The organism is Acinetobacter sp. 789_lipA (assembly GCF_058242845.1).
Genome location: NZ_JBZAYS010000001.1, coordinates 2,386,538 through 2,409,492 on the forward strand (window position 1 = coordinate 2,386,538; position 22,955 = coordinate 2,409,492).

28 protein-coding genes are annotated in these 22,955 nt (G+C 40.7%); 26 read left to right on the forward strand and 2 right to left on the reverse strand.

Features of this window, described 5'->3' with window-relative positions:
- Nucleotides 1-21: 21 nt before the first annotated feature.
- From rsmG to pyrF, 26 genes are all read left to right on the forward strand, one after another.
- Nucleotides 22-654, forward strand: coding sequence for a 16S rRNA (guanine(527)-N(7))-methyltransferase RsmG (rsmG, locus tag AC4CUZ_RS11585; RefSeq protein ID WP_004696825.1), 633 nt, complete (start codon nt 22-24; stop codon nt 652-654).
- A 25-nt stretch (nt 655-679) separates the two neighbouring features.
- Complete coding sequence (locus tag AC4CUZ_RS11590; protein WP_004696827.1) at nt 680-1,462, forward strand: ParA family protein; 783 nt, start codon at nt 680-682, stop codon at nt 1,460-1,462.
- Nucleotides 1,459-2,346, forward strand: coding sequence for a ParB/RepB/Spo0J family partition protein (locus AC4CUZ_RS11595; RefSeq protein WP_004696828.1), 888 nt, complete (start codon nt 1,459-1,461; stop codon nt 2,344-2,346). Before AC4CUZ_RS11590 ends, AC4CUZ_RS11595 begins: the two co-directional genes overlap by 4 nt.
- Nucleotides 2,347-2,382: 36 nt before the next feature.
- Nucleotides 2,383-3,036 (forward strand): MotA/TolQ/ExbB proton channel family protein, encoded by a 654-nt coding sequence (locus tag AC4CUZ_RS11600; RefSeq protein WP_279043798.1) that lies wholly within the window; start codon nt 2,383-2,385, stop codon nt 3,034-3,036.
- An 8-nt stretch (nt 3,037-3,044) separates the two neighbouring features.
- Nucleotides 3,045-3,467 (forward strand): ExbD/TolR family protein, encoded by a 423-nt coding sequence (locus AC4CUZ_RS11605; protein WP_004696832.1) that lies wholly within the window; start codon nt 3,045-3,047, stop codon nt 3,465-3,467.
- A complete protein-coding gene (gene msbA / locus AC4CUZ_RS11610; RefSeq protein ID WP_078425018.1) occupies nt 3,467-5,194 on the forward strand; it encodes a lipid A export permease/ATP-binding protein MsbA in 1,728 nt (575 codons plus the stop codon). The genes AC4CUZ_RS11605 and msbA overlap by 1 nt, the downstream gene beginning before the upstream one ends.
- A gap of 3 nt (nt 5,195-5,197) precedes the next feature.
- The gene (gene lpxK / locus AC4CUZ_RS11615) at nt 5,198-6,202 is read left to right on the forward strand and encodes a tetraacyldisaccharide 4'-kinase (RefSeq protein WP_078388680.1); all 1,005 of its coding nucleotides are present in this window, start codon (nt 5,198-5,200) and stop codon (nt 6,200-6,202) included.
- A gap of 8 nt (nt 6,203-6,210) precedes the next feature.
- Nucleotides 6,211-6,972: a 3-deoxy-manno-octulosonate cytidylyltransferase gene (gene kdsB, locus AC4CUZ_RS11620; protein ID WP_078425019.1), complete on the forward strand. Its 762-nt coding sequence runs from the start codon at nt 6,211-6,213 to the stop codon at nt 6,970-6,972.
- A gap of 19 nt (nt 6,973-6,991) precedes the next feature.
- Nucleotides 6,992-7,975, forward strand: coding sequence for a DNA polymerase III delta subunit-related protein (locus AC4CUZ_RS11625; RefSeq protein WP_078425020.1), 984 nt, complete (start codon nt 6,992-6,994; stop codon nt 7,973-7,975).
- 14 nt (nt 7,976-7,989) lie between these two features.
- Nucleotides 7,990-8,331 (forward strand): PilZ domain-containing protein, encoded by a 342-nt coding sequence (locus AC4CUZ_RS11630; protein ID WP_078425021.1) that lies wholly within the window; start codon nt 7,990-7,992, stop codon nt 8,329-8,331.
- Between the two features lie 26 nt (nt 8,332-8,357).
- Nucleotides 8,358-9,131, forward strand: coding sequence for a TatD family hydrolase (locus tag AC4CUZ_RS11635; RefSeq protein WP_078425022.1), 774 nt, complete (start codon nt 8,358-8,360; stop codon nt 9,129-9,131).
- 45 nt (nt 9,132-9,176) lie between these two features.
- A complete protein-coding gene (locus tag AC4CUZ_RS11640; RefSeq protein ID WP_114836892.1) occupies nt 9,177-9,791 on the forward strand; it encodes a TetR/AcrR family transcriptional regulator in 615 nt (204 codons plus the stop codon).
- A 12-nt stretch (nt 9,792-9,803) separates the two neighbouring features.
- Nucleotides 9,804-10,373: a type II secretion system protein gene (locus AC4CUZ_RS11645; protein WP_078388685.1), complete on the forward strand. Its 570-nt coding sequence runs from the start codon at nt 9,804-9,806 to the stop codon at nt 10,371-10,373.
- A gap of 34 nt (nt 10,374-10,407) precedes the next feature.
- Nucleotides 10,408-10,851 carry a type II secretion system minor pseudopilin GspI gene (gspI, locus tag AC4CUZ_RS11650; RefSeq protein WP_373863453.1) on the forward strand — a complete coding sequence of 148 codons (444 nt, stop codon included), beginning with the start codon at nt 10,408-10,410 and terminating at the stop codon, nt 10,849-10,851.
- On the forward strand, nt 10,848-11,468 hold the full coding sequence (gspJ, locus tag AC4CUZ_RS11655) for a type II secretion system minor pseudopilin GspJ (RefSeq protein WP_279043800.1): 621 nt from the start codon (nt 10,848-10,850) through the stop codon (nt 11,466-11,468). Before gspI ends, gspJ begins: the two co-directional genes overlap by 4 nt.
- Before the next feature lie 78 nt (nt 11,469-11,546).
- Entirely contained in the window at nt 11,547-12,497 is a 951-nt protein-coding gene (gene gspK / locus AC4CUZ_RS11660) for a type II secretion system minor pseudopilin GspK (protein ID WP_490747618.1), read from the forward strand.
- A gap of 122 nt (nt 12,498-12,619) precedes the next feature.
- Entirely contained in the window at nt 12,620-13,216 is a 597-nt protein-coding gene (locus AC4CUZ_RS11665; protein ID WP_004696854.1) for a 6-pyruvoyl trahydropterin synthase family protein, read from the forward strand.
- A gap of 41 nt (nt 13,217-13,257) precedes the next feature.
- Nucleotides 13,258-13,971, forward strand: coding sequence for a uracil-DNA glycosylase (ung, locus tag AC4CUZ_RS11670; protein WP_490747619.1), 714 nt, complete (start codon nt 13,258-13,260; stop codon nt 13,969-13,971).
- Nucleotides 13,968-15,089, forward strand: coding sequence for an enoyl-CoA hydratase/isomerase family protein (locus tag AC4CUZ_RS11675; RefSeq protein ID WP_078425026.1), 1,122 nt, complete (start codon nt 13,968-13,970; stop codon nt 15,087-15,089). The genes ung and AC4CUZ_RS11675 overlap by 4 nt, the downstream gene beginning before the upstream one ends.
- 5 nt (nt 15,090-15,094) lie before the next feature.
- A complete protein-coding gene (gene tadA, locus AC4CUZ_RS11680) occupies nt 15,095-15,595 on the forward strand; it encodes a tRNA adenosine(34) deaminase TadA (RefSeq protein WP_005401161.1) in 501 nt (166 codons plus the stop codon).
- 75 nt (nt 15,596-15,670) lie between these two features.
- Nucleotides 15,671-16,102, forward strand: a complete 432-nt coding sequence (locus tag AC4CUZ_RS11685) for an SRPBCC family protein (RefSeq protein WP_004696860.1) — start codon at nt 15,671-15,673, stop codon at nt 16,100-16,102.
- A gap of 17 nt (nt 16,103-16,119) precedes the next feature.
- Nucleotides 16,120-16,803: a (d)CMP kinase gene (gene cmk / locus AC4CUZ_RS11690; protein WP_490747620.1), complete on the forward strand. Its 684-nt coding sequence runs from the start codon at nt 16,120-16,122 to the stop codon at nt 16,801-16,803.
- A 113-nt stretch (nt 16,804-16,916) separates the two neighbouring features.
- Nucleotides 16,917-18,593: a 30S ribosomal protein S1 gene (gene rpsA / locus AC4CUZ_RS11695; protein ID WP_004696863.1), complete on the forward strand. Its 1,677-nt coding sequence runs from the start codon at nt 16,917-16,919 to the stop codon at nt 18,591-18,593.
- Nucleotides 18,594-18,754: 161 nt separating this feature from the next.
- Entirely contained in the window at nt 18,755-19,060 is a 306-nt protein-coding gene (locus tag AC4CUZ_RS11700; RefSeq protein ID WP_004696865.1) for an integration host factor subunit beta, read from the forward strand.
- 17 nt (nt 19,061-19,077) lie between these two features.
- Nucleotides 19,078-19,443 carry a lipopolysaccharide assembly protein LapA domain-containing protein gene (locus AC4CUZ_RS11705; protein WP_183175032.1) on the forward strand — a complete coding sequence of 122 codons (366 nt, stop codon included), beginning with the start codon at nt 19,078-19,080 and terminating at the stop codon, nt 19,441-19,443.
- Nucleotides 19,444-19,681: 238 nt separating this feature from the next.
- Entirely contained in the window at nt 19,682-20,362 is a 681-nt protein-coding gene (gene pyrF / locus AC4CUZ_RS11710; protein ID WP_004696869.1) for an orotidine-5'-phosphate decarboxylase, read from the forward strand.
- Between the two features lie 131 nt (nt 20,363-20,493).
- On the opposite strand, the gene AC4CUZ_RS11715 is transcribed toward pyrF, so the two are convergent.
- Together AC4CUZ_RS11715 and AC4CUZ_RS11720 are read right to left on the reverse strand one after the other, a co-directional pair.
- The gene (locus tag AC4CUZ_RS11715; RefSeq protein ID WP_490747621.1) at nt 20,494-21,402 is read right to left on the reverse strand and encodes a LysO family transporter; all 909 of its coding nucleotides are present in this window, start codon (nt 21,400-21,402) and stop codon (nt 20,494-20,496) included.
- 45 nt (nt 21,403-21,447) lie between these two features.
- Nucleotides 21,448-22,953 (reverse strand): flavin-containing monooxygenase, encoded by a 1,506-nt coding sequence (locus tag AC4CUZ_RS11720; protein WP_490747622.1) that lies wholly within the window; start codon nt 22,951-22,953, stop codon nt 21,448-21,450.
- Nucleotides 22,954-22,955 lie beyond the last annotated feature (2 nt).

The following is a 22,955-nucleotide window of genomic DNA, read 5'->3' on the forward strand; positions in this document are numbered from 1 at the left end:
TTTTATTGAGATGTCTTCTTTATGCATCCATTTTTTCAAGACTTAAAGCAAGGTAGTCAAAAGCTTGGCTTAGATTTGAGTGAAGAAGCATTAAATTTATTGCTGAAGTATCAAGACGCACTTGTGCTGTGGAACAAAGCTTACAATTTAACAGCGATTCGTGATCCTAAAGAAATGCTGGTGAAGCATTTATTAGATAGTTTAAGTATTTTAAAAGATTTGCCGAAAGGTCGTTTGCTGGATATTGGTACAGGCGGTGGTATGCCGGGCATGATTATTGCTCTATGCCAACCTGAGCGCCAATGTGTTTTGCTCGATTCAAATGGCAAAAAAATTCGTTTTTTAAAGCAGTTTATTGCAGACTTAAAATTAACCAATGTAATTGCAGTTCAAACGCGTGTTGAGAATGAAGATAGCATCCATGATTTGGGTCAGTTTGATGTGATTACCAGTCGTGCATTTGCCTCTTTAACCGATTTTATCAATGCATCGAAGCCTTATATGCACCCAGACAGCATCATTGCGTCTATGAAAGGCTTGGTTCCGCATGACGAAGTTGAAGCGTTCAAAAACGAATTTAGTTGTGACATTATTGCGTTAAAAGTTCCACGTTTGGACGAACAACGACACTTACTTTTATTAAAACGTATCTAAAAAAATTCAAAGGATTGGGCGGGTCATGGCACAAATTATTGCGATTGCGAACCAAAAAGGTGGTGTAGGTAAAACCACAACCGCAGTAAATTTGGCTGCATCTTTAGCAGTACTTAAAAAGCGTGTTTTATTGGTTGATATGGACTCGCAAGGTAATGCGACCATGGGTTCAGGCATTCAAAAAAATGACTTACTGTATTCAGTGACCGATGTGTTACTGGGTGAAGTACCTATAGAGACTGCGATTACCAAGGCGGAAGTGGGTTATAAGGTCTTGGGTGCAAATCGTGATTTGGCGGGAGTTGAACTTGCGATTGCTGAGCAAGAAGGGCGTGAATTTATTCTGCGTGATGCGTTGCAAGAAATTGAACAAGCATATGACTACATCATCGTGGACTGTGCGCCCAGCTTAAGCTTGATCACGGTTAATGCACTGGCAGCCGTGGATGGTGTGATGATTCCAATGCAGTGTGAATATTATGCTTTGGAGGGCTTGGCAGATTTAACACAGACCATTGATCGCATTCAACAAGCATTAAATCCTGAGTTAAAAATTATTGGTGTTCTACGCACCATGTATGATGCACGTAACGCGCTGACACGTGATGTGTCTGAAGAATTAGAACAATACTTTGGCAAAAAACTCTATGACACAGTCATTCCACGTAATGTGCGTCTAGCTGAAGCACCTGCGCATGGTTTGCCTGTGATTTATTTTGAAAAAAGCTCGAAGGGCGCAGTTGCTTATTTACATTTAGCAGCTGAAATGATTAAGAAAAGCAAAGTGAAAAAAGGAAGTAACGCATGACCGTTAAAAAACGTGGACTGGCAAAAGGTCGTGGTTTAGATGCCTTACTCGGTTCCATTCAAAAAGAGAAATTACAACTTGAAGCACAAGCTCTTGATCACGGTCAGCTAAAACAAATTGATGTGCATCTATTACAACGTGGTGAATATCAGCCACGTCGTTTTATTAATGAGCAAGACTTACAAGAGTTAGCGGCATCGATTGAAAAACACGGTGTGATGCAGCCGATTGTGATTCGTCCAATTGATAATGAAAAGCACCCCTATGAAATTATTGCGGGTGAGCGTCGTTGGCGTGCGGCTCAACTTGCCGGTTTAACGCAAGTTCCAGCCATTGTTCGTGATTTAACAGATCAAGTTGCAATTGCACTGGCGTTGATTGAGAACATTCAACGTCAAGATCTCAATCCGATTGATCAGGCGATGGCATTACAGCGCTTTCATGAAGAGTTTGGTTTAAGTCATCAAGAAATTGCAGATACTGTAGGCAAAGCGCGTACCACAGTGAGTAATTTACTACGTTTATTAAGTCTAGCTGAGCAAGTTAAAGACTTTATGCAACAAGGTTTACTGGACATGGGACATGCCCGTGCCATTTTGACTTTGAAAGGGAAAGATCAACTGAAAGTCGCAGAATTGGTGATAGAGAAGAGTTTATCTGTTCGCCAAACTGAACAATATGTCCGTGATCTAAATGCGCCGAAACAAGAAAAATCCAAAACGGAAATTGCACCAGATCTTCAACAATTGACACAGCGCTTAACAGATCGTTTTAGTGCAAATGTCAAAATTGATCATAATAAACAAGGGAAAGGCAAGCTCACGATTCATTATCATTCACTCGATGAGTTGGATGGTATTTTGAATATTTGCTTAGCTGAATAATTTTATTTTCTATTTCTAAATACTTGGGGAAGTGTTATGTGGGAATTGGTAAAAGCAGGTGGGTGGCTTATGCTGCCCCTTGTGCTCTGTTCGATCTTTACTGTTGCGATTAGCTTAGAGCGTTTTATTCGCTTGAAGAAAACTACTATTTTACCGAAAGATTTGCTATTAAACCCAGCGCAAAGCGTACAAATGGTTTTGCCTAAACTTAAACAAAATCAGGATTTACAGGCAACGACATTGGGTCGTATTTTGGAAGTTGGTTACCAAAGTAAGGCACAAGGTGAACAGTTTGCACGTGCGCAGATGGAAGCAACTGCTTCTCAGGAAATAGGTTATCTTGAAAAAAATATCAATTTTTTGGGAACATTGAGCGCTGTTGCGCCTCTTTTAGGATTATTGGGAACGGTATTAGGAATTATCGAGTCATTCTTAATGATTGATATTGGGAATAGTAGTAATCCAACACTGATGATACCAGGGATTTCTAAAGCGCTGATTACAACTGCGGCAGGAATGTTCATTGCGATTCCCGCATTATTTGCTTATCGTTATTTTCAGCGTTTGGTTCAAGAGTATGTTGCTGAATTAGAACAGCAATCGACGTTGTTTCATGCGGCTTTATTTTATAAGCAAACAGAAACTGTGCTTGAAAACCATGATGATGTTGTTGTGAAACAAGCGAGCTAAGGTGAAGTATGAAATTCAAACGTTCACAAGTTGAAGATGTTCATATTAACCTTACACCAATGATTGATTGCTTATTATTTATTTTGGTGTTTTTATTGCTGACCACCACATTCAATCAATTTAGTCGTATGAATTTAACCTTGCCTGATGCGCAAGGGGTTCCACCGAAAACATTTGATCATAAAATTGAAGTGGTGGTAGATTCCACAGGGCATTATTCAATTAATGGTCAGTCTATTGCATCGAAAGATGTTTCAGAATTAAATACCGCAATTAAACAGATTTCCAATGACCGTCGTGATCTAATGTTTGTGATTGCTGCAGATGCAAAAGCAACCCATCAGGATGTGATCCGTGTGATGGATGTAGCAGGTCAGTTGGGATTTGTAAATATCAATATTAGTACCAAAGTGCCTTCTCGAGGTTATTAGTGAAACACGATTTAAAAGTTTATCTACGTCTACTGAGCTATTTAAAACCGTATTGGGGCGTAGCGATTCTTGTGGTGATTGGTTTTGCTATGAATGCGGCGACAGAAGTTTCTGTCGCTAAATTACTTGAAAAAATTATTGAAGCGATTCAACACCGTGATCAAGGTTTTACGACATTGTTCCCAATTTTGGTTGTTGTGGTAATGTTCTTTCGTGGGCTGGGTTTGTTCATGGGAGGCTACTTTACAGCGGTCATTTCTAGAAACTTGGTCTTTAATATTCGCCAAGAAGTTTTTGCAAAATTATTGCGTCTTCCTGCACAGTATTATCTAGATAATAATAGTGGTCATATCACTGCGAAGATTATGTTTAATGTGGAGCAGCTTACCGCTGCATCTTCAGAATCATTAAAAACTATTGTTCAACAAGGCCTAATCACCATTGCATTGTTGGGGTACCTGATTTATAGCAATTGGCGTCTGACCTTGTGTATTTTGATTTTTGCACCGTTGATTGGTTTACTTATCCGTAAAGCGGCAAAGCGCATGCGTAAGCTTTCTATTCAAGTCCAAGATACCATGGGTGATGTCAATCACGTGGTACAAGAGACGGTCAATGGTCACTTGGTGGTAAAAGGTTTTGGTGGTCAAGGGTATGAGCAACAACGTTTTAAAGATACCTCATTGGAGAATTTACGACGCGGTTTGAAAATGGTGGTTGTGCAACAGCTCAATAGTCCAATTGTACAGTTGATTATGTCAATTGCTCTGAGTATTGTGATGTGGATCGCACTACGCCCAGAAATTCTACAAGATACCAGCGCGGGTCAATTTGTGGCGTATATTACTGCAGCAGGTATGTTGAGTCGGCCAATTAAAGCATTGACTGATGTGAATGAAAAAATTCAACGGGGTATGGCTGCAGCACATTCAGTTTTTGAAATTTTAGATTTGCCTGAAGAAAAAAATACTGGGACTTTAACTCCAGTACTGAAAGGTAATATCGACTTTAAAGATGTGAACTTAGTTTATGTGGATGGTTATCAAGCGCTGCATGATTTTAATCTGAGTGTCAAAGAGGGTGAGACGATTGCTTTAGTGGGGCGTTCTGGCGCTGGTAAAACCTCTTTGGTGAACTTGTTAGTGCGTTTCCAAGATACGACCTCGGGCCAAATCCTCTTTGATGGTATTGATATTCACGATATTGAAATCAATAGTCTGCGTACCCAAGTGGCAATGGTCAATCAACAAGTGGTTTTATTTAACCGCACTGTGCGTGACAATATTGCCTATGGTCAGCTTGAAAATGCCTCTGATGAAGAGGTAATTGCAGCAGCAAAAGCGGCCTATGCACATGACTTTATTATGGCTTTACCACAAGGCTACAACACTAAGTTGGGGGCGCAAGGCCTTAATTTATCGGGTGGCCAACGTCAACGTATAGCCATTGCTCGTGCGATTTTGAAAAATGCGCCTGTATTGATCTTAGATGAAGCCACCAGCGCGCTTGATAATGAATCAGAGTATTTTATTCAGCGTGCCTTCGATGCTGCAATGCGGGATCGTACCACGATTGTCATTGCGCATCGTTTATCCACTATTGAAAATGCAGACCGTATTGTGGTGATGGATAAAGGGCGTATAGTAGAGCAAGGTACACACGCTGAACTGATTGCGAAGCAGGGTGCTTACTATCAGCTCCATCAGCGTAATTTTGAGGAAAACTAAGTCATGTCAGGTGCACAGTTTATTCAGGATGCTTGGAACTCACAGGCAAAGTGGTTAATTGTGCTTCGTCCGTTGTCTTGGTTATATCGAGGCGGTTTTCTTCTAAACCGTAAGTTGTATCGGTGCAATATTAAAAAAGCCTATACGGCTCCTGTACCTGTCATGGTGATTGGTAATATTACCGTGGGTGGGAGTGGTAAAACCCCTCTGCTCATTCACTTGGTGAGTTATCTGCAAAGTAAGAATATTCGAGTGGGTGTGATCAGTCGTGGTTATGGTGCCAAAGGCCCATTTCCGACTATGGTGGATCTCAACTCATTGCCTGAAAATGTAGGTGATGAGCCAACTCTCATCGTGCAATCCACTGATGTGCCGATGGCGGTGGGTCCAAATCGCCAAGAAAGTATTGAACTGCTTTTATCTCACTATCCCATTGATCTGATTATTAGTGATGATGGGCTTCAACATTGGGCATTGAGTCGCCAAATTGAATGGATTGTCCTAGATAATAATCGTGGACTAGGCAATGAAAAGTTATTGCCCGAAGGTTATTTACGAGAGCCAAAGTCTAGGTTGGATCAAGGCATAGTGATCGAGCATGCAGATCATCCTACTCGTACTATGCACATGCACTTAGAAGTTGCAGAGCCTTATTTGTTGAACAGTACTGAAGCAAAAGCTTTCAATCCGCAAGATGATTTTTATGCGGTCGTGGGGATTGGGTTTCCGCAGCGCTTTTATCGTACTTTAGAGCGTATGGGGGTGCAGCAGTTCCAGTGTCATGAGTTTGCCGATCATTATGAATATGAGTTAGAGGATTTGGTTTTTGACGATGCCAATCCCATTATTACCACTGAAAAAGATGCAGTGAAAATTTTAGCGTTGCTCAAACAAAATCCTAGTTTTGCCCGTGATATTTGGGTTGTTCCTGTCGATGCAGTGTTATCGACGGCGTGTTATGACACCTTACATCAACAGCTCGCCGCTGTAGGTATTGAAATTTCTTAAGGTCTTTTATGAAGCATATTGTTATTCCTGCACGTTTCGCAAGCACACGTTTATCTGGAAAACCACTCCTTAAAATTCATGGCCGTGAAATGATTTTACGGGTCGTTGATCAGGCGAAGAAAGTGGAAGGTTTTGATGATCTTTGCGTCGCAACGGATGATCAGCGAATTTATGATCTTTGCATGGCTGAAGGTGTGGATGCGGTGTTGACTTCTGCGGATCATCCCTCGGGAACAGACCGCCTAAGTGAAGTGGCAAAAATTAAGGGCTGGGCCAGCGAAGATATCATTGTGAATGTTCAAGGTGATGAGCCTTTGTTGCCTGCAGCTTTGGTTAAGCAAGTCGCGCAACTTTTAGAGTCACAAGCCGATTGTTCAATGTCGACCTTGTGCGAACCAATTCAGCATTTAGATGAATTTAAACGTGACAGTATTGTTAAAGTGGTAATGTCGAAGTACAAACAAGCACTTTACTTTAGTCGCGCCACTATTCCATATGACCGAGATGCTGCAAAGCAAGTGCAACAAACGTTGCATAATCAAGCCTTCCGTCATTTGGGTTTGTATGCTTACCGCGTGAAACTACTTCAAGAGTATGTGACATGGGATATGGGTGCACTTGAAAAGCTCGAAAGCTTAGAGCAGCTGCGTGTTTTGGAGAATGGACATCATATTGCCATTGATATCGCAGAAGCGAACTTACCACCGGGTGTGGATACACAAGAAGATTTAGATCGTTTAAATGCCATGGATGTGGCTTATTTTGCATAATAGAACTTAGGTCGTCTACATGAAACAAACGCTGCCTGAGCAGATTTATCCGTGGCATCAAAATGTTTGGGAAACTTTAACCACGCGATTTCCCAATATTGGTCATGGCTTATTGTTTTATGGCAAAAAAGGTTGTGGTAAAGAGATTTTTGCTGAGCAGTTTCTTGCTTGGGTCTTATGTGCGAAGCGGCAGCCAAATCATTTGGCCTGTGGGGAGTGTGGGAGTTGTCAGTGGTTAAAGGCGGATACACACCCCAATTATGTGCACATCACTACCGATGAAGACAATAAGAAACAAAATGCCAAGATCAAAATTGAGAAAATTCGTGATCTGCTGCCTTTTGTGCAGCAAACGGTAGATGGTTGGCGCGTCATCATTATTGAACCAGCGGAAGCTTTAAATACAGCTTCAGCCAATGCTTTATTGAAAACGCTTGAAGAACCAGGTGATCGTGTTGTTATCATTTTATTGGCAGATCATTATTTAAAACTGCCTGCAACCATTCGCAGTCGTTTGCAACATTTTGCTTTGGATCGCATAAATGAACAGCAAGCAGAGCAATTTTTAAATCAGCATTTGTCCCATAGCGATTTGGCACAGCAACATTTGTTGATGAATTTGTCCAATCATATGCCGTTGCAGGCAATTACATTGTCCGAGAGTGAATGGATTCCTCAACGTGCTGAATTTTTAAAAGATTGGCAAAAGTTGGTGATGGATAAAAATATGCCGATGGCAATTGCGACCAAGTGGAATAAAGCGCTTACATTTAGTGATTTTAGTCAAATGTTTGAGTACTTGTTGTCAGATTTGATTTGTGTCAAGCTAAATCAGCAATTAAAAAACACTGATTTGGATTTCAGTGTGCTGGCAGAACGGTATTCACTTGAAACTTTGTTTTCAATTTACGCCGAGTTGCAACAGTCAAAACAATATATTGAACAAAACGTACAAACTAATTTAGTGCTCGACCAATTGTGCATTCGGTTGATGGATGTTTAAAACAGGGGAATTTTATGCAACCACGTATGGGCGGAATCATTCAAGCCAATATTCCAGATAAAGCAACGTTATATGCAAGTTACATGCCTTTTGTGGTTGGTGGTGGTTTATTTATTCCATCCAAGCAACCTGTAAAAATGGGGGAGGAAGTCTTTGTTTTGGCAACATTGCCAGAGCAAGCACAGAAAATTCCTCTAACAGGTAAAGTGATTTGGATCTCGCAAAAGCAAAATGGAATCAAACTGCAAGGATTTGGTATTCAACTTTCTGGGGAGAAAGGGATTTATTACAAATCAGAAGCGGAAAAGTTGCTTGCAGGTCTTAAGTCTGAAGGGCGAACTAGTTACACTATGTAATTAAGTACATGAAGTAGGAAACGCCTGTGTTTGTAGATACGCATTGCCATTTAACCATGCTAGATTTAACCCCTTATGATGGGGATTTGGATTTAGCATTAGCGCAAGCACGTGCAGCGGGCGTTCATCGCTTTATGAGTATCTCGGTTGATCTTGATGATCATATTGAGCTAGCAAAAATTGCGGCACGGCATGATGATGTGGGCTATAGCGTCGGGGTGCATCCTTGTGAAGACCCTGAAACCATGGCTCGTGCGACCACAGACTATTTAATTGAGTTGGCGCAGCCTGAAAAAGTTTGGGCAATTGGTGAGACTGGGCTCGATTATTTTCATAGTACAGATTTTATCGCTGAGCAAAAAGACTGTTTTGCACGACATATTCATGCTTCACAAGCCGTAAAAAAACCAGTTGTTGTGCATACCCGTTCTGCCAAGCACGATACTGTCGATATTATTCGTGCCGAAAAATCGACCCATGGAATTTTGCATTGTTTTACAGAAGACTGGGAAACGGCTAAAGCTGTCTTAGACTGTGGTTATTATGTATCATTTTCAGGAATTGTATCTTTTAAAAATGCGCAAGATTTACGTGATGTGGCGAAGCAAGTTCCTTTAGATCGTTTGTTGATTGAGACGGATAGTCCTTATTTAGCCCCGATGCCATATAGAGGAAAGTCTAATGAGCCAAAGTACGTACCTTATGTAGCCAAAGCCTTGGCAGATGTATATGATAAGTCCTTAGAAGAGATGGCGTTCATCACAACACAGAACTTTGAAAACCTTCTCAACATGAAGTAAATAAATTGAAACGATAAAAGTGTATAAGAGAGTACTAGGGTGAAAATGGATCGTCAGGCTCAGTTTCGAGCAAGAGAAGCGTTAATTTTCCAAGTGGCTGAACAGTTACTTTTAGAAAATGGCGAAGCAGGAATGACCCTTGATGCATTGGCTGCGGAATTAGATCTAGCAAAAGGTACACTTTATAAGCATTTTCAAAGTAAAGATGAACTGTATATGTTGCTCATTATTCGTAATGAGCAGATGTTGCTTGAAATGATTAAAGATACAGATAAGCAGTTCCCTGAACATCTGGCTTTTTTTATGTTACACCATTTGCATCATCCAGAACGCACGGTGCTATTTCACCAAATAGAAGAGCGATTATCCACCACAGGTGTTGGGATCTATCAGTTGTTTACTGAACTTTATCAAATTCGGAAGCAACGTCTGCGTTTAATTATTCGTATGACCGAGCGGTATTTGGAGTCGATAGAGAGTCAAATGACAGTACGTGACTATTTAGCATCTATTTGGTCTTTGACGCACGGTGCCGCAGCGATTTTGAACTCTAGTTTTTATCAACGATATTTGGGGTCGCGCGATACTTTGCGCGTGGCCTACATCGACCAAGCTCTGGCGATGCCTAAACAAACGGGCGCAGCGGGATATCTTGCTTAGCGGATAGGATGTATGAAACAGAAACCACCTTCAAGGATTCAAGGATTTACACTGGTTGAATTGATGGTGGTTATTGTTATTATGGCCATTCTGGCATCATTGGTGATGTTAAATATCAATGGAGTTGACCAACGTAAAGCTGCGCAAGCCCGTGATTTTTTTATCATGGATGTACAGAAAATTGCACGTGAGGCAAATGATCAAGCACGTGTTTTGGCATTAGAAATCTATCCTGCGACTGATGTGGCTGATTTTTCTTATGCTGTCGTTGAATATAAAAACCCACAACTCATCATGCAAGCAGAACAACAAAATAATGTAATGTTGAATCATCAAAAATGGCAAAAATATAATGAGTTCCCGCAGCAAATGTTAGCTAAAAATGTTTCTTTTGCTGTGCAATCCTTAGACTATGATGTTTCCCAAGCCCAAAACGATGATTTAACCCAAGAGAATGCACCTAAACTGATTTGGTTGGGGAATGGCGAAGCCAAACCTGTTCGTATTCAATTTTATTATGCCAATGAGCCCGTGGGTGCAGAAATTGAAATTGATCATTTGGGTAAAATAAATGCGAGCTAAAGATTTAAAGAATAGTCTGCCGGCTTGCGCTCGAATGAAATGCTATTTCATTAATTCTCGTACCTCAAGCATAGCTTTTGGCCTTGCTCGAGTTAACCGTGTCTCAGGATTTACGTTACTGGAAGTGATGGTGGCGCTGGCTATTTTTGCTACGGCAGCGGTCGCTTTAACCAAAGTGGGTATGCAATATACTCAGTCTACAGCCCATGCCATCTTGCGTACCAAGGCACAATTTGTTGCCTTGAATGAAATTTCGATGATGGAAATCAATCGTGATTGGCTACAAGGCACGGCCTCTAAACAAATCACCCAACAAGGTGAAACTTGGCAAATTGATAAATCAGCGCAAGCAACGATTAGTACTAATGTGCAACGCGTCAATGTACAGGTGAGCTTGGTGAATACTGAAACTGGAAAAGTAGATTCGGGTGTTACGAGTTTAGTTTTTTTCAACCATCGTGATGGAAGCCAACCATGAAAAAACGCTCAGGCTTTACTTTGGTTGAGTTATTGGTGGCAATCGCGATTTTTGTTGTGCTTTCAGCTTTGGGTTGGAAGGTTTTTGATTATCTGATCAAGATTAAAGAGCGAAATACCCAACATGAACAACGCTTAGGTCAGCTACAAGAAGCATATCAGCAAGTGTTACGTGACACGGTGCAAATTGTACCAATTACTGCCAATGTTGCGGGGCAGGTTCAACCCGCAGTCATGTTGCAAAATGGTCAGTTAACCTTTAGTAAAACTGGCGTGACTGATCCTTTGATGCAAGGCATACCGCCTGAAGAGCGAGTTGAATATATTTATAAAGCAGATGAAAAAAAACTGTACCGTTATAAATATAAAAATTTAAATCAAACAGGTAATGATCAACCTGAAACCAGTGTTCTACTTGATTCAGTTGATCAATTTCAAATTATGTTACTCAATCCCAATGAAATGGCACAATGGCCTGAGGTGGCATTGAGTGAAAATGATGTGACTCAGGCAAAAATACTACCGCGCGGTTTAAAAATAAACCTCACTGTCAATGAAGTGAGTTATGAATGGGTGTTTAGTTTATTAAATACAGACTTTTTAAAACAAAAAAATTAAGTTGCAGGATATGAAACTCACGGACTCTATGCAAAACCATTTTTCCTTAAATGTATTCGTTGTAAATAGGTGGATGTTTTGAAGCGCTCTCAGCATGGCATTGCATTGATCACCATTTTGGTGATGGTGGCTTTAGCAACCATCCTTGCGGCTACGATTGCGAAACATCAGCGCAATACCGCAGAGAGTACGGCTTATTTAATGCGACAAAACCAAGCTCTATTATACGCAAAAAGTGCTGAAGCTTTTTTTTCTGAGCTGTTGGTGGATGATGCTCAAAATGCAGCAGAAGTCGATCATCTACAAGAAACGTGGGCGAAGCCCATGCCTGCTTTTCCAGTGGAGGATGGTTTTGTTTCTGGGCGTTTAGAAGATGAGTCAGGAAAATTTAATTTAAATGCTTTAGTTAAGTCGGATAAAAAGCCGAATGAGGCTGCAAAACTTTGGTTTGAAAAGCTGTTGGTCCGTGTTGGATTGCCTGCACAGCTTTCAGAAGCAGTGATTGACTGGCAAGATGAAGATGATGAAGTCAGTGGGCCGATGGGTGCTGAATCTGCTTATTATCAAAGTTTAGCACAGGGGTATTTGGCATCAAATCGTGCTTTTTATAATGTTGAACAGTTGAAGTTGGTGCGGGGGTTTGAGGGGCGCAATTATCAACTGATTGCACCTTATGTGAGTGCTTTACCGAATAACGAATTAAGGGTAAATATAAATACTGCACCTGCGCTGGTGTTGGCCAGCATTGATCCTAAGTTGGATGTATCTGCTATTCAAAATTTACAAAAGCAAAGACAGGCCAATTTGAAGCATTTTTCCAATGCTAATGAACTGTGGGAGATTGATCCGTTTAAGCAAGTGGACGAGGCTCAGCGGGCTGCTGTTAATGATTTTCTCGGGGTACAATCGAACTATTTTAAAGCGAGAATTGAAGTGTTGCTGAGTGAGCGTAAGCGTCAGTTTAGTAGTGATTTGGTGCGAAAAGATCAAGCGGTATATGTGGCTTATCGGAGTATGTCACCTTTATAAAGGGTAAATATAAGACTGATATGATTTGCAAATTGGATTGAACAATAAAATAAATAAGCATAGGTTTACTTTTGCTTTATAATTAAAGTCAATTCTCAGAAAGTTTGATTGCATTACGGCATATGTTAATTCGTAAGTTATTTAAGTTTGAAAATGCCCATATTGTACGCAACTGTACATCGGATCGTTGTAAACGCTCTATTCATGGTCATAGTTATAAAGTTGAATTACTCCTCAAAGCATCGAAATTAGATCATGGTCAAATGGTTTATGACTTTGGCTTGCTGAAAGGGGTGATTAAAGACCTTTATGACTCTTTTGATCATGCGATTTGTTTTTGGCAAAACGATGATCCAGAATATATCCAAGCATGTAAAACATTTAGTGCACGTTGGGTGTCGCTGCCTGTTTCGCCATCCGCTGAACAATTTTCACGTATTTTCTTTTATCTTGCACAGCAAGTACTCGCGTCGACCGTGACTCAAAATGGTGAAGGCGATGTGGAAGTGTACTCGGTGATTGTGCATGAGACTGATACGGGCTATGCGCAGAGTTTTATTGAAGATATTGAAAATACACAGATGGGGCTGTTAGATTTAAGTCAGATTGAGTTTTCAGAACAAATCCAAGCGGAATGGGCGGATACTGAAATGTATACTAAATTAAAAGAAGGTATCCAATTTCACAATCCGAATGTAGAATTGCAAGTCAAACTGTGAAATTTGTCACGGAATATACAGTAAGGGAATAAGGCGCAAGTATGTCTTTAACAGAACAACAGCAAACCAAGCTTGATAAAATTCAGCTGGATGCCAGTTGGAAACATGGATTAAGTGACTTTTTGCTTAGTACAAAGATGGATGCGCTAAAGCAGTTTCTTGTTACAGAAATAAAAGCGAATAAAGTGATTTATCCGCCAAATGCGCTGATTTTTAATGCATTTAATACGACGCCTTTGGCGAATGTAAAAGTGGTAATACTCGGACAAGACCCATATCATGGGCCTAATCAAGCACATGGGCTTAGTTTTTCTGTGCAAAAGGGGCTTGCTTTACCACCATCTTTACGTAATATTTTCCATGAGTTAAATAAAGATTTAGGAATTGATATTCCTAAACATGGGGATTTAACTCGGTGGGCGCAGCAAGGAGTTTTGCTGTTAAACAGTGTATTAACCGTTGAAGCTGGTCAACCAACATCTCATCAAAAACAAGGTTGGGAAGACTTTACCGATCATGTGATTGATGTTTTAAATGAACAGCGCGAGAATATTGTTTTTATTCTTTGGGGAGCATATGCGCAGCGGAAAGGACAACGGATTGATCAAGAAAAGCATTTGGTGTTAAAGGCGGCACATCCGTCACCTTTAGCAGCAAACCGTGGTGGATTCTTCGGTTGTAAAGTTTTCTCAAAATCCAATAATTATCTTAAACAACATGGCATTGAGCCTATAGATTGGCAGCTGGACGCATGACATATTCTCCCGTTTCTAAAAACTACCATCCAGATTTGATTGTAGAAGAAGCAAAAAATGGTTGGCGCATTGTTCGTCTGAATAGACCAAAATCACTTCACGCTTTAGATGAAACGATTGTTTCAGCTTTATTTGAAGTATTTCAAGATTTTCATTGCGATGACGCAGTAAAAGCCATTTGGTTGGATTCAACCACACCAAAAGCATTCTGTGCGGGTGGTGATGTACGTAAACTTCGTCAACTGGTTATTAATGATGAAGTTGAAACAGCCAATCAATTCTTTGAGCAAGAATATGCTTTAGATTTGTTACTACACAACTATGCTAAGCCTGTCTTGGTATGGGGTGAAGGTTATGTCATGGGTGGCGGTTTGGGTCTCTTTATGGCAGCGCCATTCCGTTTGGTGACGCCGCATTCACGATTAGCGATGCCTGAAATTAATATTGGTTTGTACCCAGATGTGGGTGCAACGCGTTTCTTAGCGGATCGTGGGGCAATTGGTTTGTTCACGGGCTTAACGGGTTCAATCATGACGGCTGCGGGCGCATATGGTATTGGTTGGGCAACACACATCTGTGATGCGCAGCGTAATACGGTGCTTGAGAAAGTTATCAATATAGACTGGAGTCATTATCCAGCAGGTGATTTTAGAGCCATTGATGACACATTAAACAGTATGCATCGTCCGGTAGGCCCAGGTCCATTACAGAACTCTTTGGATGTCATTCATAGTGTATGTCGTGGTGTGAACTTCGAGCATGATTATGATGCTATTGTTGGTTTAAGTGATGCGCGTAGCGATTGGCTTCGTCAAGCCAGTGAGAACTTACAAAAAGGCTCACCAACAACTGCTGCATTAACATGGTTGCTATGGCAGTGGGGCAAGCAGGTTCATTCTTGGAATGAAGTGTTCGAGCTTGAAACCCAAATTTCGGACTGGAAAATTCGTCATGCAGACTTTGTTGAGGGTGTGCGTGCGCGTTTAGTGGATAAAGACTTGTCACCAGCATGGAAACAAGGGGCTAGTAATAGCTTAAAGGGTATTTTCGCTGGTAATCCACCAACAACGAGCATTGAAAGCTGGAATGAACTCCTTAAACATTACGATGTAATCTAATCTTTATGACTGATGTTTTAAAAATAGATAGTGAATGGATGCAGCTTGCTTTAGAGCAGGCTGCTATTGCAGCGTCAAAAGGTGAAGTCCCGGTCGGGGCAGTCATTGTGAGTCAAAATAAAATTATTGGTTCGGGCTTTAATGCGCCTATTACGCTAAATGACCCTACCGCGCATGCTGAGGTTCAAGCACTTCGCGATGCTTGCCAAAATACACAAAATTATCGTTTACCTGATGATGCGGTCATGTATGTGACGCTTGAGCCTTGTACCATGTGTGTAGGTGCTTTGGTGCATGCACGCGTTTCAAAAGTGGTATTTGGTGCGACAGAGCCGAAAGCGGGTTCTCTTATAAGTGCACGTAAATTATTTGAAACGGGTTATTATAATCATCAGTTCTTGGTTGAGTCGGGTTGTTTACATGAGCAATGCTCACAGCAGCTCAGTCACTTTTTTAAAATGCGCCGCGAACAAAAGCGACTATCCCGTCTACAAGAAAAGGGATGAATGAATTCGTAAAATAATAATTTCATGTAAAATGAAATGACAATAATTATTGTCAAATAAAGCGCTGGAACCACCATGAACAATATTCAGATTAAAAAAGAATTTAATGCACCCGTAGAGCAGGTGTTTGATTTACTTTCTAAACACTCAACCTATAACGTCGCTTTTGCACCAGTTCAAGTGGTGCGAGTGAAAGATTCAGCAGATCCAGAACGTCCGGATGGGCTTGGTTCTGTGCGTCGTATGGGTTTTGGTCCAATTAAACCACTACAAGAGCAAATTACATTAATGAATGTGAATGAGCGTATTGAATACAAGATTATTAAAAATCCACTCATCAAACATCATTTGGGTATTATTGAGTTTGAGCCGATTGACTCGAATAAAACTTTAGTAACCTATACGATTGAATTACAGGCACGTGCACCTTTTGTAAGTAAATTAATCCTTGCACAGCTTAAATCTGCGATTAAACTAGGTTTTTCGAAACTCGCTAAATCTGTATAACAAACTTTGGGTAAGCAATGACAGTTCAAATAATCACAATTGATGGTCCAAGTGGTTCGGGTAAGGGCACACTGGCTGCAAAAATAGCAGCTCATTATCAATTTCATTTACTTGATTCGGGAGCGTTATATCGCTTGTTGGGCCTGTCATTGCATCAACAGGATTTGTTGGATGCTTTGTCAAGCGAACTGAGTCAATGTGTCGAAATCGCTAAACATTTAGACATACAATTTTTAAGTTCTGCACAAGGCACACAAGTCTTGCTTAATGGTGAAGATGTTAGTCAAACCATTCGAACAGAACGAATTGGTGAGTTTGCATCAAAAGTTGCAACAATTCCTGAGCTTAGAGCTGCGCTAGTCGATCGTCAGCATGCTTTTGCACAAGCACCAGGCTTGGTTGCAGATGGCCGAGACATGGCAACATCCATCTTTCCAGAGGCTCAAGCCAAGATTTATTTAACCGCTTCAGCCCAATCTCGTGCTGAACGCAGAGTAAAGCAGTTGCAGGGTATGGGGCTGGATGCTAAAATAAACGATATTTTAGCTAATATTGAGGCGCGTGATAAACGTGACATGGAGCGCGAAGTTGCTCCACTCAGACCAGCAGCTGATGCCTACATCATTGATAGTTCTGAATTGAACATTGATGATGTATTTCAGCTTATGACGGCTTATATCGATAAGCAATTAGCAAACTAACGAATTTTTATATTCAGCAGAAGCATAGCTTGATCAGTTCAAAATGGACTATGTAGACGCTTAACTAAACCGGCCTTGTCTGATCCAAGACCGCTGACTTTATCAGGTATATCATGACCGAATCTTTTGCAGCCCTCTTTGAAGAAAGCGAATTAAACCTCAACGTTGAAAAGGGTGCTGTCATCCAAGGCGTTGTAGTAAACATCGATTCTGATTGGGTAACAGTTGACACTGGCCTTAAATCAGAAGGTATTGTTGACCGCGCTGAATTCTTAAATGAACAACGCGAACTTGAAGTTCAAGTTGGCGACACTGTTGATGTTGTTGTTGAAGCGCTTGACAACGGCATGGGTCAAACAGTTTTATCACGTGAAAAAGCGAAACGTGCTGAAACTTGGACTAAACTTGAAAAAATCTTTGAAGACGGCGAAATCGTTACTGGTGTTATCTCTGGTAAAGTTAAAGGCGGTTTCACTGTTGACATCGGTCCAGTTCGTGCGTTCCTTCCAGGTTCTTTAGTTGATACTCGTCCTATTCGTGATACTACTCACTTAGAAGGTAAAGAGTTAGAATTCAAAGTAATCAAACTTGATGCTAAACGTAACAACGTTGTTGTATCTCGTCGTGCTGTTATGGAAGCTGAATCTTCAGCTGACCGTGAAGCTCTTCTTGCTCAGCTTGAAGAAGGTCAAACAGTTACTGGTACTATCAAAAATCTTACTGACTACGGCGCATTCGTTGACCTTGGCGGTATTGATGGTCTTCTTCACATCACTGACATGGCTTGGAAACGTATCAAGCACCCATCAGAAGTTGTTGAAGTTGGTCAAGAAGTTACTGTTAAAGTACTTAAGTTTGACAAAGAACGTAACCGCGTATCTTTAGGTCTTAAGCAATTAGGCGAAGATCCATGGTTAGCGATCATGAACCGTTACCCTAAAGGTTCAATCGTTAAAGCTCGCGTAACTAACTTAACTGACTACGGCTGTTTCGCAGAAATCGCTGAAGGCGTTGAAGGTTTAGTACACGTTTCTGAAATGGACCACACTAACAAAAACATCCACCCATCTAAAGTTGTTCAGATTGGTGATGAAGTTGATGTTATGGTTCTTGAAGTTGACGAAGAGCGTCGTCGTATTTCTCTTGGTATCAAACAAACTCGTGCTAACCCATGGGAAGAGTTTGCTAAGAACCACGACAAAGGTGAAAAAGTTTCAGGTACTATCAAGTCAATCACTGACTTCGGTATCTTCATCGGTCTACCAGGCGGTATCGATGGTCTAGTTCACTTGTCTGACATTTCTTGGAACGAACAAGGCGAAGAAGCTATCCGTCGTTACAAGAAAGGTGACACAGTTGAAGCGGTTATCTTGTCTGTAGACGCTGAAGGCAACCGTATCAGCCTTGGCATCAAGCAAATGAACAGCGATCCGTTCAACGATTTCTTAGCTGCTAACGAACGCGGTGCACTTGTAAAAGGTACTGTAACTGCTGTTGACGCTCGTGGCGCAACACTTAAGTTAGCTGACGAAGTTGAAGCGACTCTTAAAGCATCTGAAATCAACCGCGACCGCGTTGAAGATGCAACTAAGTTCCTTGAAGTTGGTCAAGAAGTTGAAGCGAAAATCATCAACGTAGATCGTAAATCTCGCTCTATCAACTTGTCTATCAAAGCGAAAGACGAAGCTGAAGAGAAAGAAGCAGTTGCTAACTTGAAGACAGCAACTACTGGTCAAGACAATGGTCCTAAGACTATTGGTGATTTGATCAAAGCTCAAATGGGCAACTAAGTAGATGTTTGAATTGTATTGTTAATGTAAGTTAACTAATACTTTTTACACAAATACAATAAACGGTAGCGTAGTATTCACTTATTACGCTACCGTTTTGTATTTAAACAGGTTATTATCAATCTATCTACAAGGTAGCTTGATAATTAAAGAGGTCGCAGATGACTACTGAAGCACTTAATAAGTCTGACTTAATAGAGCGTATTTCTCTTAAAAACCCGCACTTAGCAGAGCCATTAGTGGAAGAAGCTGTTAAGATTATGATTGATCAAATGATTGCATCTTTGTCTTCTGATAATCGTATTGAAATTCGTGGTTTTGGTAGTTTTGCACTCCATCACCGTGAGCCTCGTGTTGGGCGTAATCCTAAAACAGGTAAGTCGGTAGAAGTGGCTGCTAAAGCTGTTCCACATTTCAAACCAGGTAAAGCATTACGTGATGCAGTAAACGAGACTGCAGGCGAATAAAATTTATTGGGGTGCTTATGCGTTACGTATTATTCGCATTATTAATTGTACTGTTTGGCTACTGCCTAGCTTTGGTACTACAAAACGGAACTGAGCTAACCGTTGATCTGTTGTTTATACAGGTGCCAGCAATGCGTTTAGGTCTATTGTTATTGTTGACAATGGCTTTAGGGATTGTGTTGGGTTTATTAATTGGTGTTCAGGTATTTCGTGTATTCCAGAAAGGTTGGGAAATTAAGCGACTACGTAAAGACATTGATCACCTTCGTAAAGAGCAGATTCAATCCGCTCAGCTGGCTGCTGCTGAAGCTGCAGCACATACAAGACATGAAAAAACGGTGTTAGATATCAATCCTAATGATCGTCAATCTACACCGCTTTAAGCCACAATACTTGTTAAGATTTTTATCTTAGAAGTATTGAAGCAAGTTTGATTTAAACGCCTTTGGATATATAATCAAAGGCGTTTTTTATTGTGCTTTAATATATTGATAACTATATAAAAAGTATATGAATAAAGAACTTAGTTTGAATTTTAAATAGTTTTTAGAAAAATAGTCTTGGTCGTTTTGGGCTTAATCCGTATAATGCCATAATTTTGTGAGTTTGAAGGGTCTCCCCATGAGTATTATTGTTGCCTTAGACGCAAAAAGTCATTATGACGCAATGACGATTGCTGGGCAATTAGACCCTCAATTATGCCGTGTAAAAGTCGGTAAAGAATTATTTACCCATGAAGGCTCATCTATTGTTAAAGCTTTACATGGTGAAGGCTTTGAAGTCTTTCTAGATCTAAAATTTCACGATATTCCAAATACGACTGCGCAAGCGGTATGTGCTGCTGCAGATATGGGTGTTTGGATGGTAAACGTCCATGCTTCAGGTGGCCGTAAAATGATGGAAACCTGCGTTGAGCGCTTAAAGGCTGGCAACTATAACACTCAACTAATTGCAGTAACGGTGTTAACCTCGATGGGACGTGAAGATTTAGCCGATATTGGTCTGGATATTGAACCATTTGAACAAGTCAAACGTTTAGCAAAATTGACTAAAGACAGTGGTTTAGATGGTGTGGTATGTTCAGCGCAAGAAGCAAAAATGCTGCGTGAGACTTTGGGTTCAGAGTTTGCATTGGTAACACCGGGCATTCGCCCTGAGGGTTCAAGTGCGGATGACCAAAAGCGTATCGTAACGCCAAAACAAGCAATGTTAGACGGTGCAACACATCTAGTGATTGGTCGACCAATTACGCAGTCTGCAAACCCGTGTCAGATGCTCAAAGATATTTTAGCGACGCTTTAAGCGACTAGAAATCTAAAAAGCCTTTCATTCGAAAGGCTTTTTTTATGGATTAAATTTTAAAAAGAATTGTTGGTGAGCGAAGTAGTGGCAATAGCAAAATAAAAAGACAGCATTGAATAGAGCACTATGCTTTATAGAGCCGCCAATACACTGACAACAATCGGCGCCAAAACTGACAGGATGAAACCGCTCACCATGGCATGTGGAATAAAGTCATTCCCACAGGCTTGTTTGACCATCGGTAGAGTGACATCCATTGCTGTAGCTCCTGCAGATGAAATTGCGGAGCGAGGGTAACGCCAGCCAATAATGTACATAAATACAATCGCAAAAATTTCTCTAAACAAATCATTCATTAGCGCAATACTGCCTAAATGTGCATTCTTTAACTCCGTGACCACAATGCCAGTCATGGAGTAGAAACCATAACCTTGAGACAACATAATCAGGTCTTTTAGTTGAATGCTCGGTACAAAATAGGCCGTTACAAACGCCCCAATAATTGAACCCAGAATACAACCAAGTGGAACGAGCAGGATTTGCCAGTTCAACCATGAACGATCTAGTGGCGAATAGGCTAAATCAAGCCCGATCAGGAACATGAAAACTAGTAACAAGTTCCATGTACTGATATGAAGTGTATAGCCGAAACTTGAAGATAGCTCTGCTAAACCATAACCTAAGGCCAGTGCGATAAATGCATAACTGATATTGATTAATGATTTGCTCACAAGGCTCATGGACACTTTGCCATGACTCGGTTGGTAGCCAAAAAGTTTAAATAATATGTAACAACAGACGAAAGCACCGATACTGGTCATAACTGCTAAAAGCGCTGCATGATTGAGTATCTGCCAAGGTTCGGCAATGCTATGCAAAGTCGTTGAAAACTCAATCGCAATTGCGATTAAGAGAATATAAGTAAAATAGGGCAGGATTTGAAAGGCAAATTGTTCAAGCCATTTGGGTAAACGACGCGCCAAAACAAATCCAAGTGCTAAACAAATAAGAAGCTGAAAAATCAACCAAAACGATTGCATGTCAAATAAAGTGTGAAAAAATACTAACTTATTATGACCGCGATCTTAACTTATTGCTTGACTATCTTGCTTAGAATTTAAAAAACGATAGTCTGCTGGATTGGCTTTTCGTGTTTTTAGCCAATATTTCCATGTATAGCTTGGCCATAAAGAGAAATTTTTCCCGTCCGCTTGTTGATACCAGCTGACACAGCCAGATTGCCAAATGGTATCTGTAAATTGACTTTGTAAATGGTGATTAAATTGGTCTTGAATATCTGCTTTCACAACGATTGCTTGAGATTGGATTTTTTGTGCCATCTCGATGAGCTGTAGAATGTAATTTACTTGTGACTCAATCATAAAAATAACCGAGTTATGACCTAAGACTGTATTGGGCCCTAAAAGCTGAAATAAGTTTGGGAAGCCTTTGGTGCTAATCCCATAGAAGCTTTCGGCTCCATCTTTCCACGCGTCTGTAAGCTCAACATGATTCAGCCCTGTACAGCTAAAGGATTTAAGATAAATACGTGGGTCAGTCACAAAACCTGTGCCATAGATGAGGCAGTCAATTTTACGCTTTTTCCCATCTTTGGTGATGATACTGTCCTCAGTTAATTCCAAAATATCATCGGTAACCAATTCAACATTTTTACGGTTAAAGCTTGGATAATATTTGTTGGAGACCAAAATGCGTTTACAACCCATAATATAGTTGGGAATCAACTTATCTGCAGTTACAGGGTCTTTGACTTGATGGCGAATATACGCTTCTGCTAGTTTTTGTGCATATTTCATGACCTGTGGTTTCATAATGGGAACTACACGAGATTCATTTGTCCAATACAGACGAGCTCGATGAAGTTTTCGAAACCAATCAAATCGATTAAACAGTGTTTTTTCAATCGGTAAATAACGACGTTCATCCCGAGGAATAACCCATGCAGCTGTCCTTTGTAGTACGTAGAGTTGCTTCACTTTTTCTGCAATTTCAGGAATATATTGAATCGCGCTTCCCCCAGTGCCAATAGAGGCAACATTTTTATTGCTGAGGTCATAGTTATGATCCCACTGTGATGAATGGAAAACTTTGCCTTTAAACTTCTCGATACCCGCAATACGCGGAATTCGTGGTACATGCAGCGGACCAGATGCGAAAATGACAAATTGAGCGGTTAGTGTTTCATTTTGATTAAGGGTGAGTTGCCATAAACATTGATTTTCTAAGTAATGTGCAGCACTGACTTCGGTGTTAAAGCGGATATAAGACTGCAATTGATGCTCAGCGGTGAGTGTTTGGATATATTGATAAATTTCAGGTACTTCAGCATAACGTTTAGACCAGTCGGTCTTGGGTGAAAAAAACAAAGAATAGAGATGTGACTGTACATCACAAGCAGCGCCCGGATATTGGTTTTCACGCCATGTGCCACCTATTTCACTGGCCTTTTCCAAAATGACAAAATCACGAATATTGTTTTGCAAAAGAGGAATAGCCATCGCTAAACCGCCAAAGCCTGCACTAATAATGGCGATTTTTACCTGAGGAGTTGTTGAATTTGCTGCCTGCATTT

Bases quoted from the DNA above. Each gene is read 5' to 3' on its own strand.
- gspJ (WP_279043800.1), top strand. From the start codon at position 10,848: ATGAAAAAACGCTCAGGCTTTACTTTGGTTGAGTTATTGGTGGCAATC.
- cmk (WP_490747620.1), top strand. From the start codon at position 16,120: ATGACAGTTCAAATAATCACAATTGATGGTCCAAGTGGTTCGGGTAAG.
- AC4CUZ_RS11705 (WP_183175032.1), top strand. From the start codon at position 19,078: ATGCGTTACGTATTATTCGCATTATTAATTGTACTGTTTGGCTACTGC.
- AC4CUZ_RS11675 (WP_078425026.1), top strand. From the start codon at position 13,968: ATGACATATTCTCCCGTTTCTAAAAACTACCATCCAGATTTGATTGTA.
- gspI (WP_373863453.1), top strand. From the start codon at position 10,408: ATGAAATGCTATTTCATTAATTCTCGTACCTCAAGCATAGCTTTTGGC.
- AC4CUZ_RS11625 (WP_078425020.1), top strand. From the start codon at position 6,992: ATGAAACAAACGCTGCCTGAGCAGATTTATCCGTGGCATCAAAATGTT.
- tadA (WP_005401161.1), top strand. From the start codon at position 15,095: ATGACTGATGTTTTAAAAATAGATAGTGAATGGATGCAGCTTGCTTTA.
- AC4CUZ_RS11685 (WP_004696860.1), top strand. From the start codon at position 15,671: ATGAACAATATTCAGATTAAAAAAGAATTTAATGCACCCGTAGAGCAG.
- rpsA (WP_004696863.1), top strand. From the start codon at position 16,917: ATGACCGAATCTTTTGCAGCCCTCTTTGAAGAAAGCGAATTAAACCTC.
- AC4CUZ_RS11645 (WP_078388685.1), top strand. From the start codon at position 9,804: ATGAAACAGAAACCACCTTCAAGGATTCAAGGATTTACACTGGTTGAA.
- lpxK (WP_078388680.1), top strand. From the start codon at position 5,198: ATGTCAGGTGCACAGTTTATTCAGGATGCTTGGAACTCACAGGCAAAG.
- AC4CUZ_RS11640 (WP_114836892.1), top strand. From the start codon at position 9,177: ATGGATCGTCAGGCTCAGTTTCGAGCAAGAGAAGCGTTAATTTTCCAA.
- AC4CUZ_RS11715 (WP_490747621.1), bottom strand. From the start codon at position 21,402: ATGCAATCGTTTTGGTTGATTTTTCAGCTTCTTATTTGTTTAGCACTT.
- rsmG (WP_004696825.1), top strand. From the start codon at position 22: ATGCATCCATTTTTTCAAGACTTAAAGCAAGGTAGTCAAAAGCTTGGC.
- AC4CUZ_RS11665 (WP_004696854.1), top strand. From the start codon at position 12,620: ATGTTAATTCGTAAGTTATTTAAGTTTGAAAATGCCCATATTGTACGC.
- AC4CUZ_RS11590 (WP_004696827.1), top strand. From the start codon at position 680: ATGGCACAAATTATTGCGATTGCGAACCAAAAAGGTGGTGTAGGTAAA.
- ung (WP_490747619.1), top strand. From the start codon at position 13,258: ATGTCTTTAACAGAACAACAGCAAACCAAGCTTGATAAAATTCAGCTG.
- AC4CUZ_RS11600 (WP_279043798.1), top strand. From the start codon at position 2,383: ATGTGGGAATTGGTAAAAGCAGGTGGGTGGCTTATGCTGCCCCTTGTG.
- AC4CUZ_RS11630 (WP_078425021.1), top strand. From the start codon at position 7,990: ATGCAACCACGTATGGGCGGAATCATTCAAGCCAATATTCCAGATAAA.
- AC4CUZ_RS11595 (WP_004696828.1), top strand. From the start codon at position 1,459: ATGACCGTTAAAAAACGTGGACTGGCAAAAGGTCGTGGTTTAGATGCC.
- AC4CUZ_RS11605 (WP_004696832.1), top strand. From the start codon at position 3,045: ATGAAATTCAAACGTTCACAAGTTGAAGATGTTCATATTAACCTTACA.
- kdsB (WP_078425019.1), top strand. From the start codon at position 6,211: ATGAAGCATATTGTTATTCCTGCACGTTTCGCAAGCACACGTTTATCT.
- pyrF (WP_004696869.1), top strand. From the start codon at position 19,682: ATGAGTATTATTGTTGCCTTAGACGCAAAAAGTCATTATGACGCAATG.
- AC4CUZ_RS11700 (WP_004696865.1), top strand. From the start codon at position 18,755: ATGACTACTGAAGCACTTAATAAGTCTGACTTAATAGAGCGTATTTCT.
- AC4CUZ_RS11720 (WP_490747622.1), bottom strand. From the start codon at position 22,953: ATGCAGGCAGCAAATTCAACAACTCCTCAGGTAAAAATCGCCATTATT.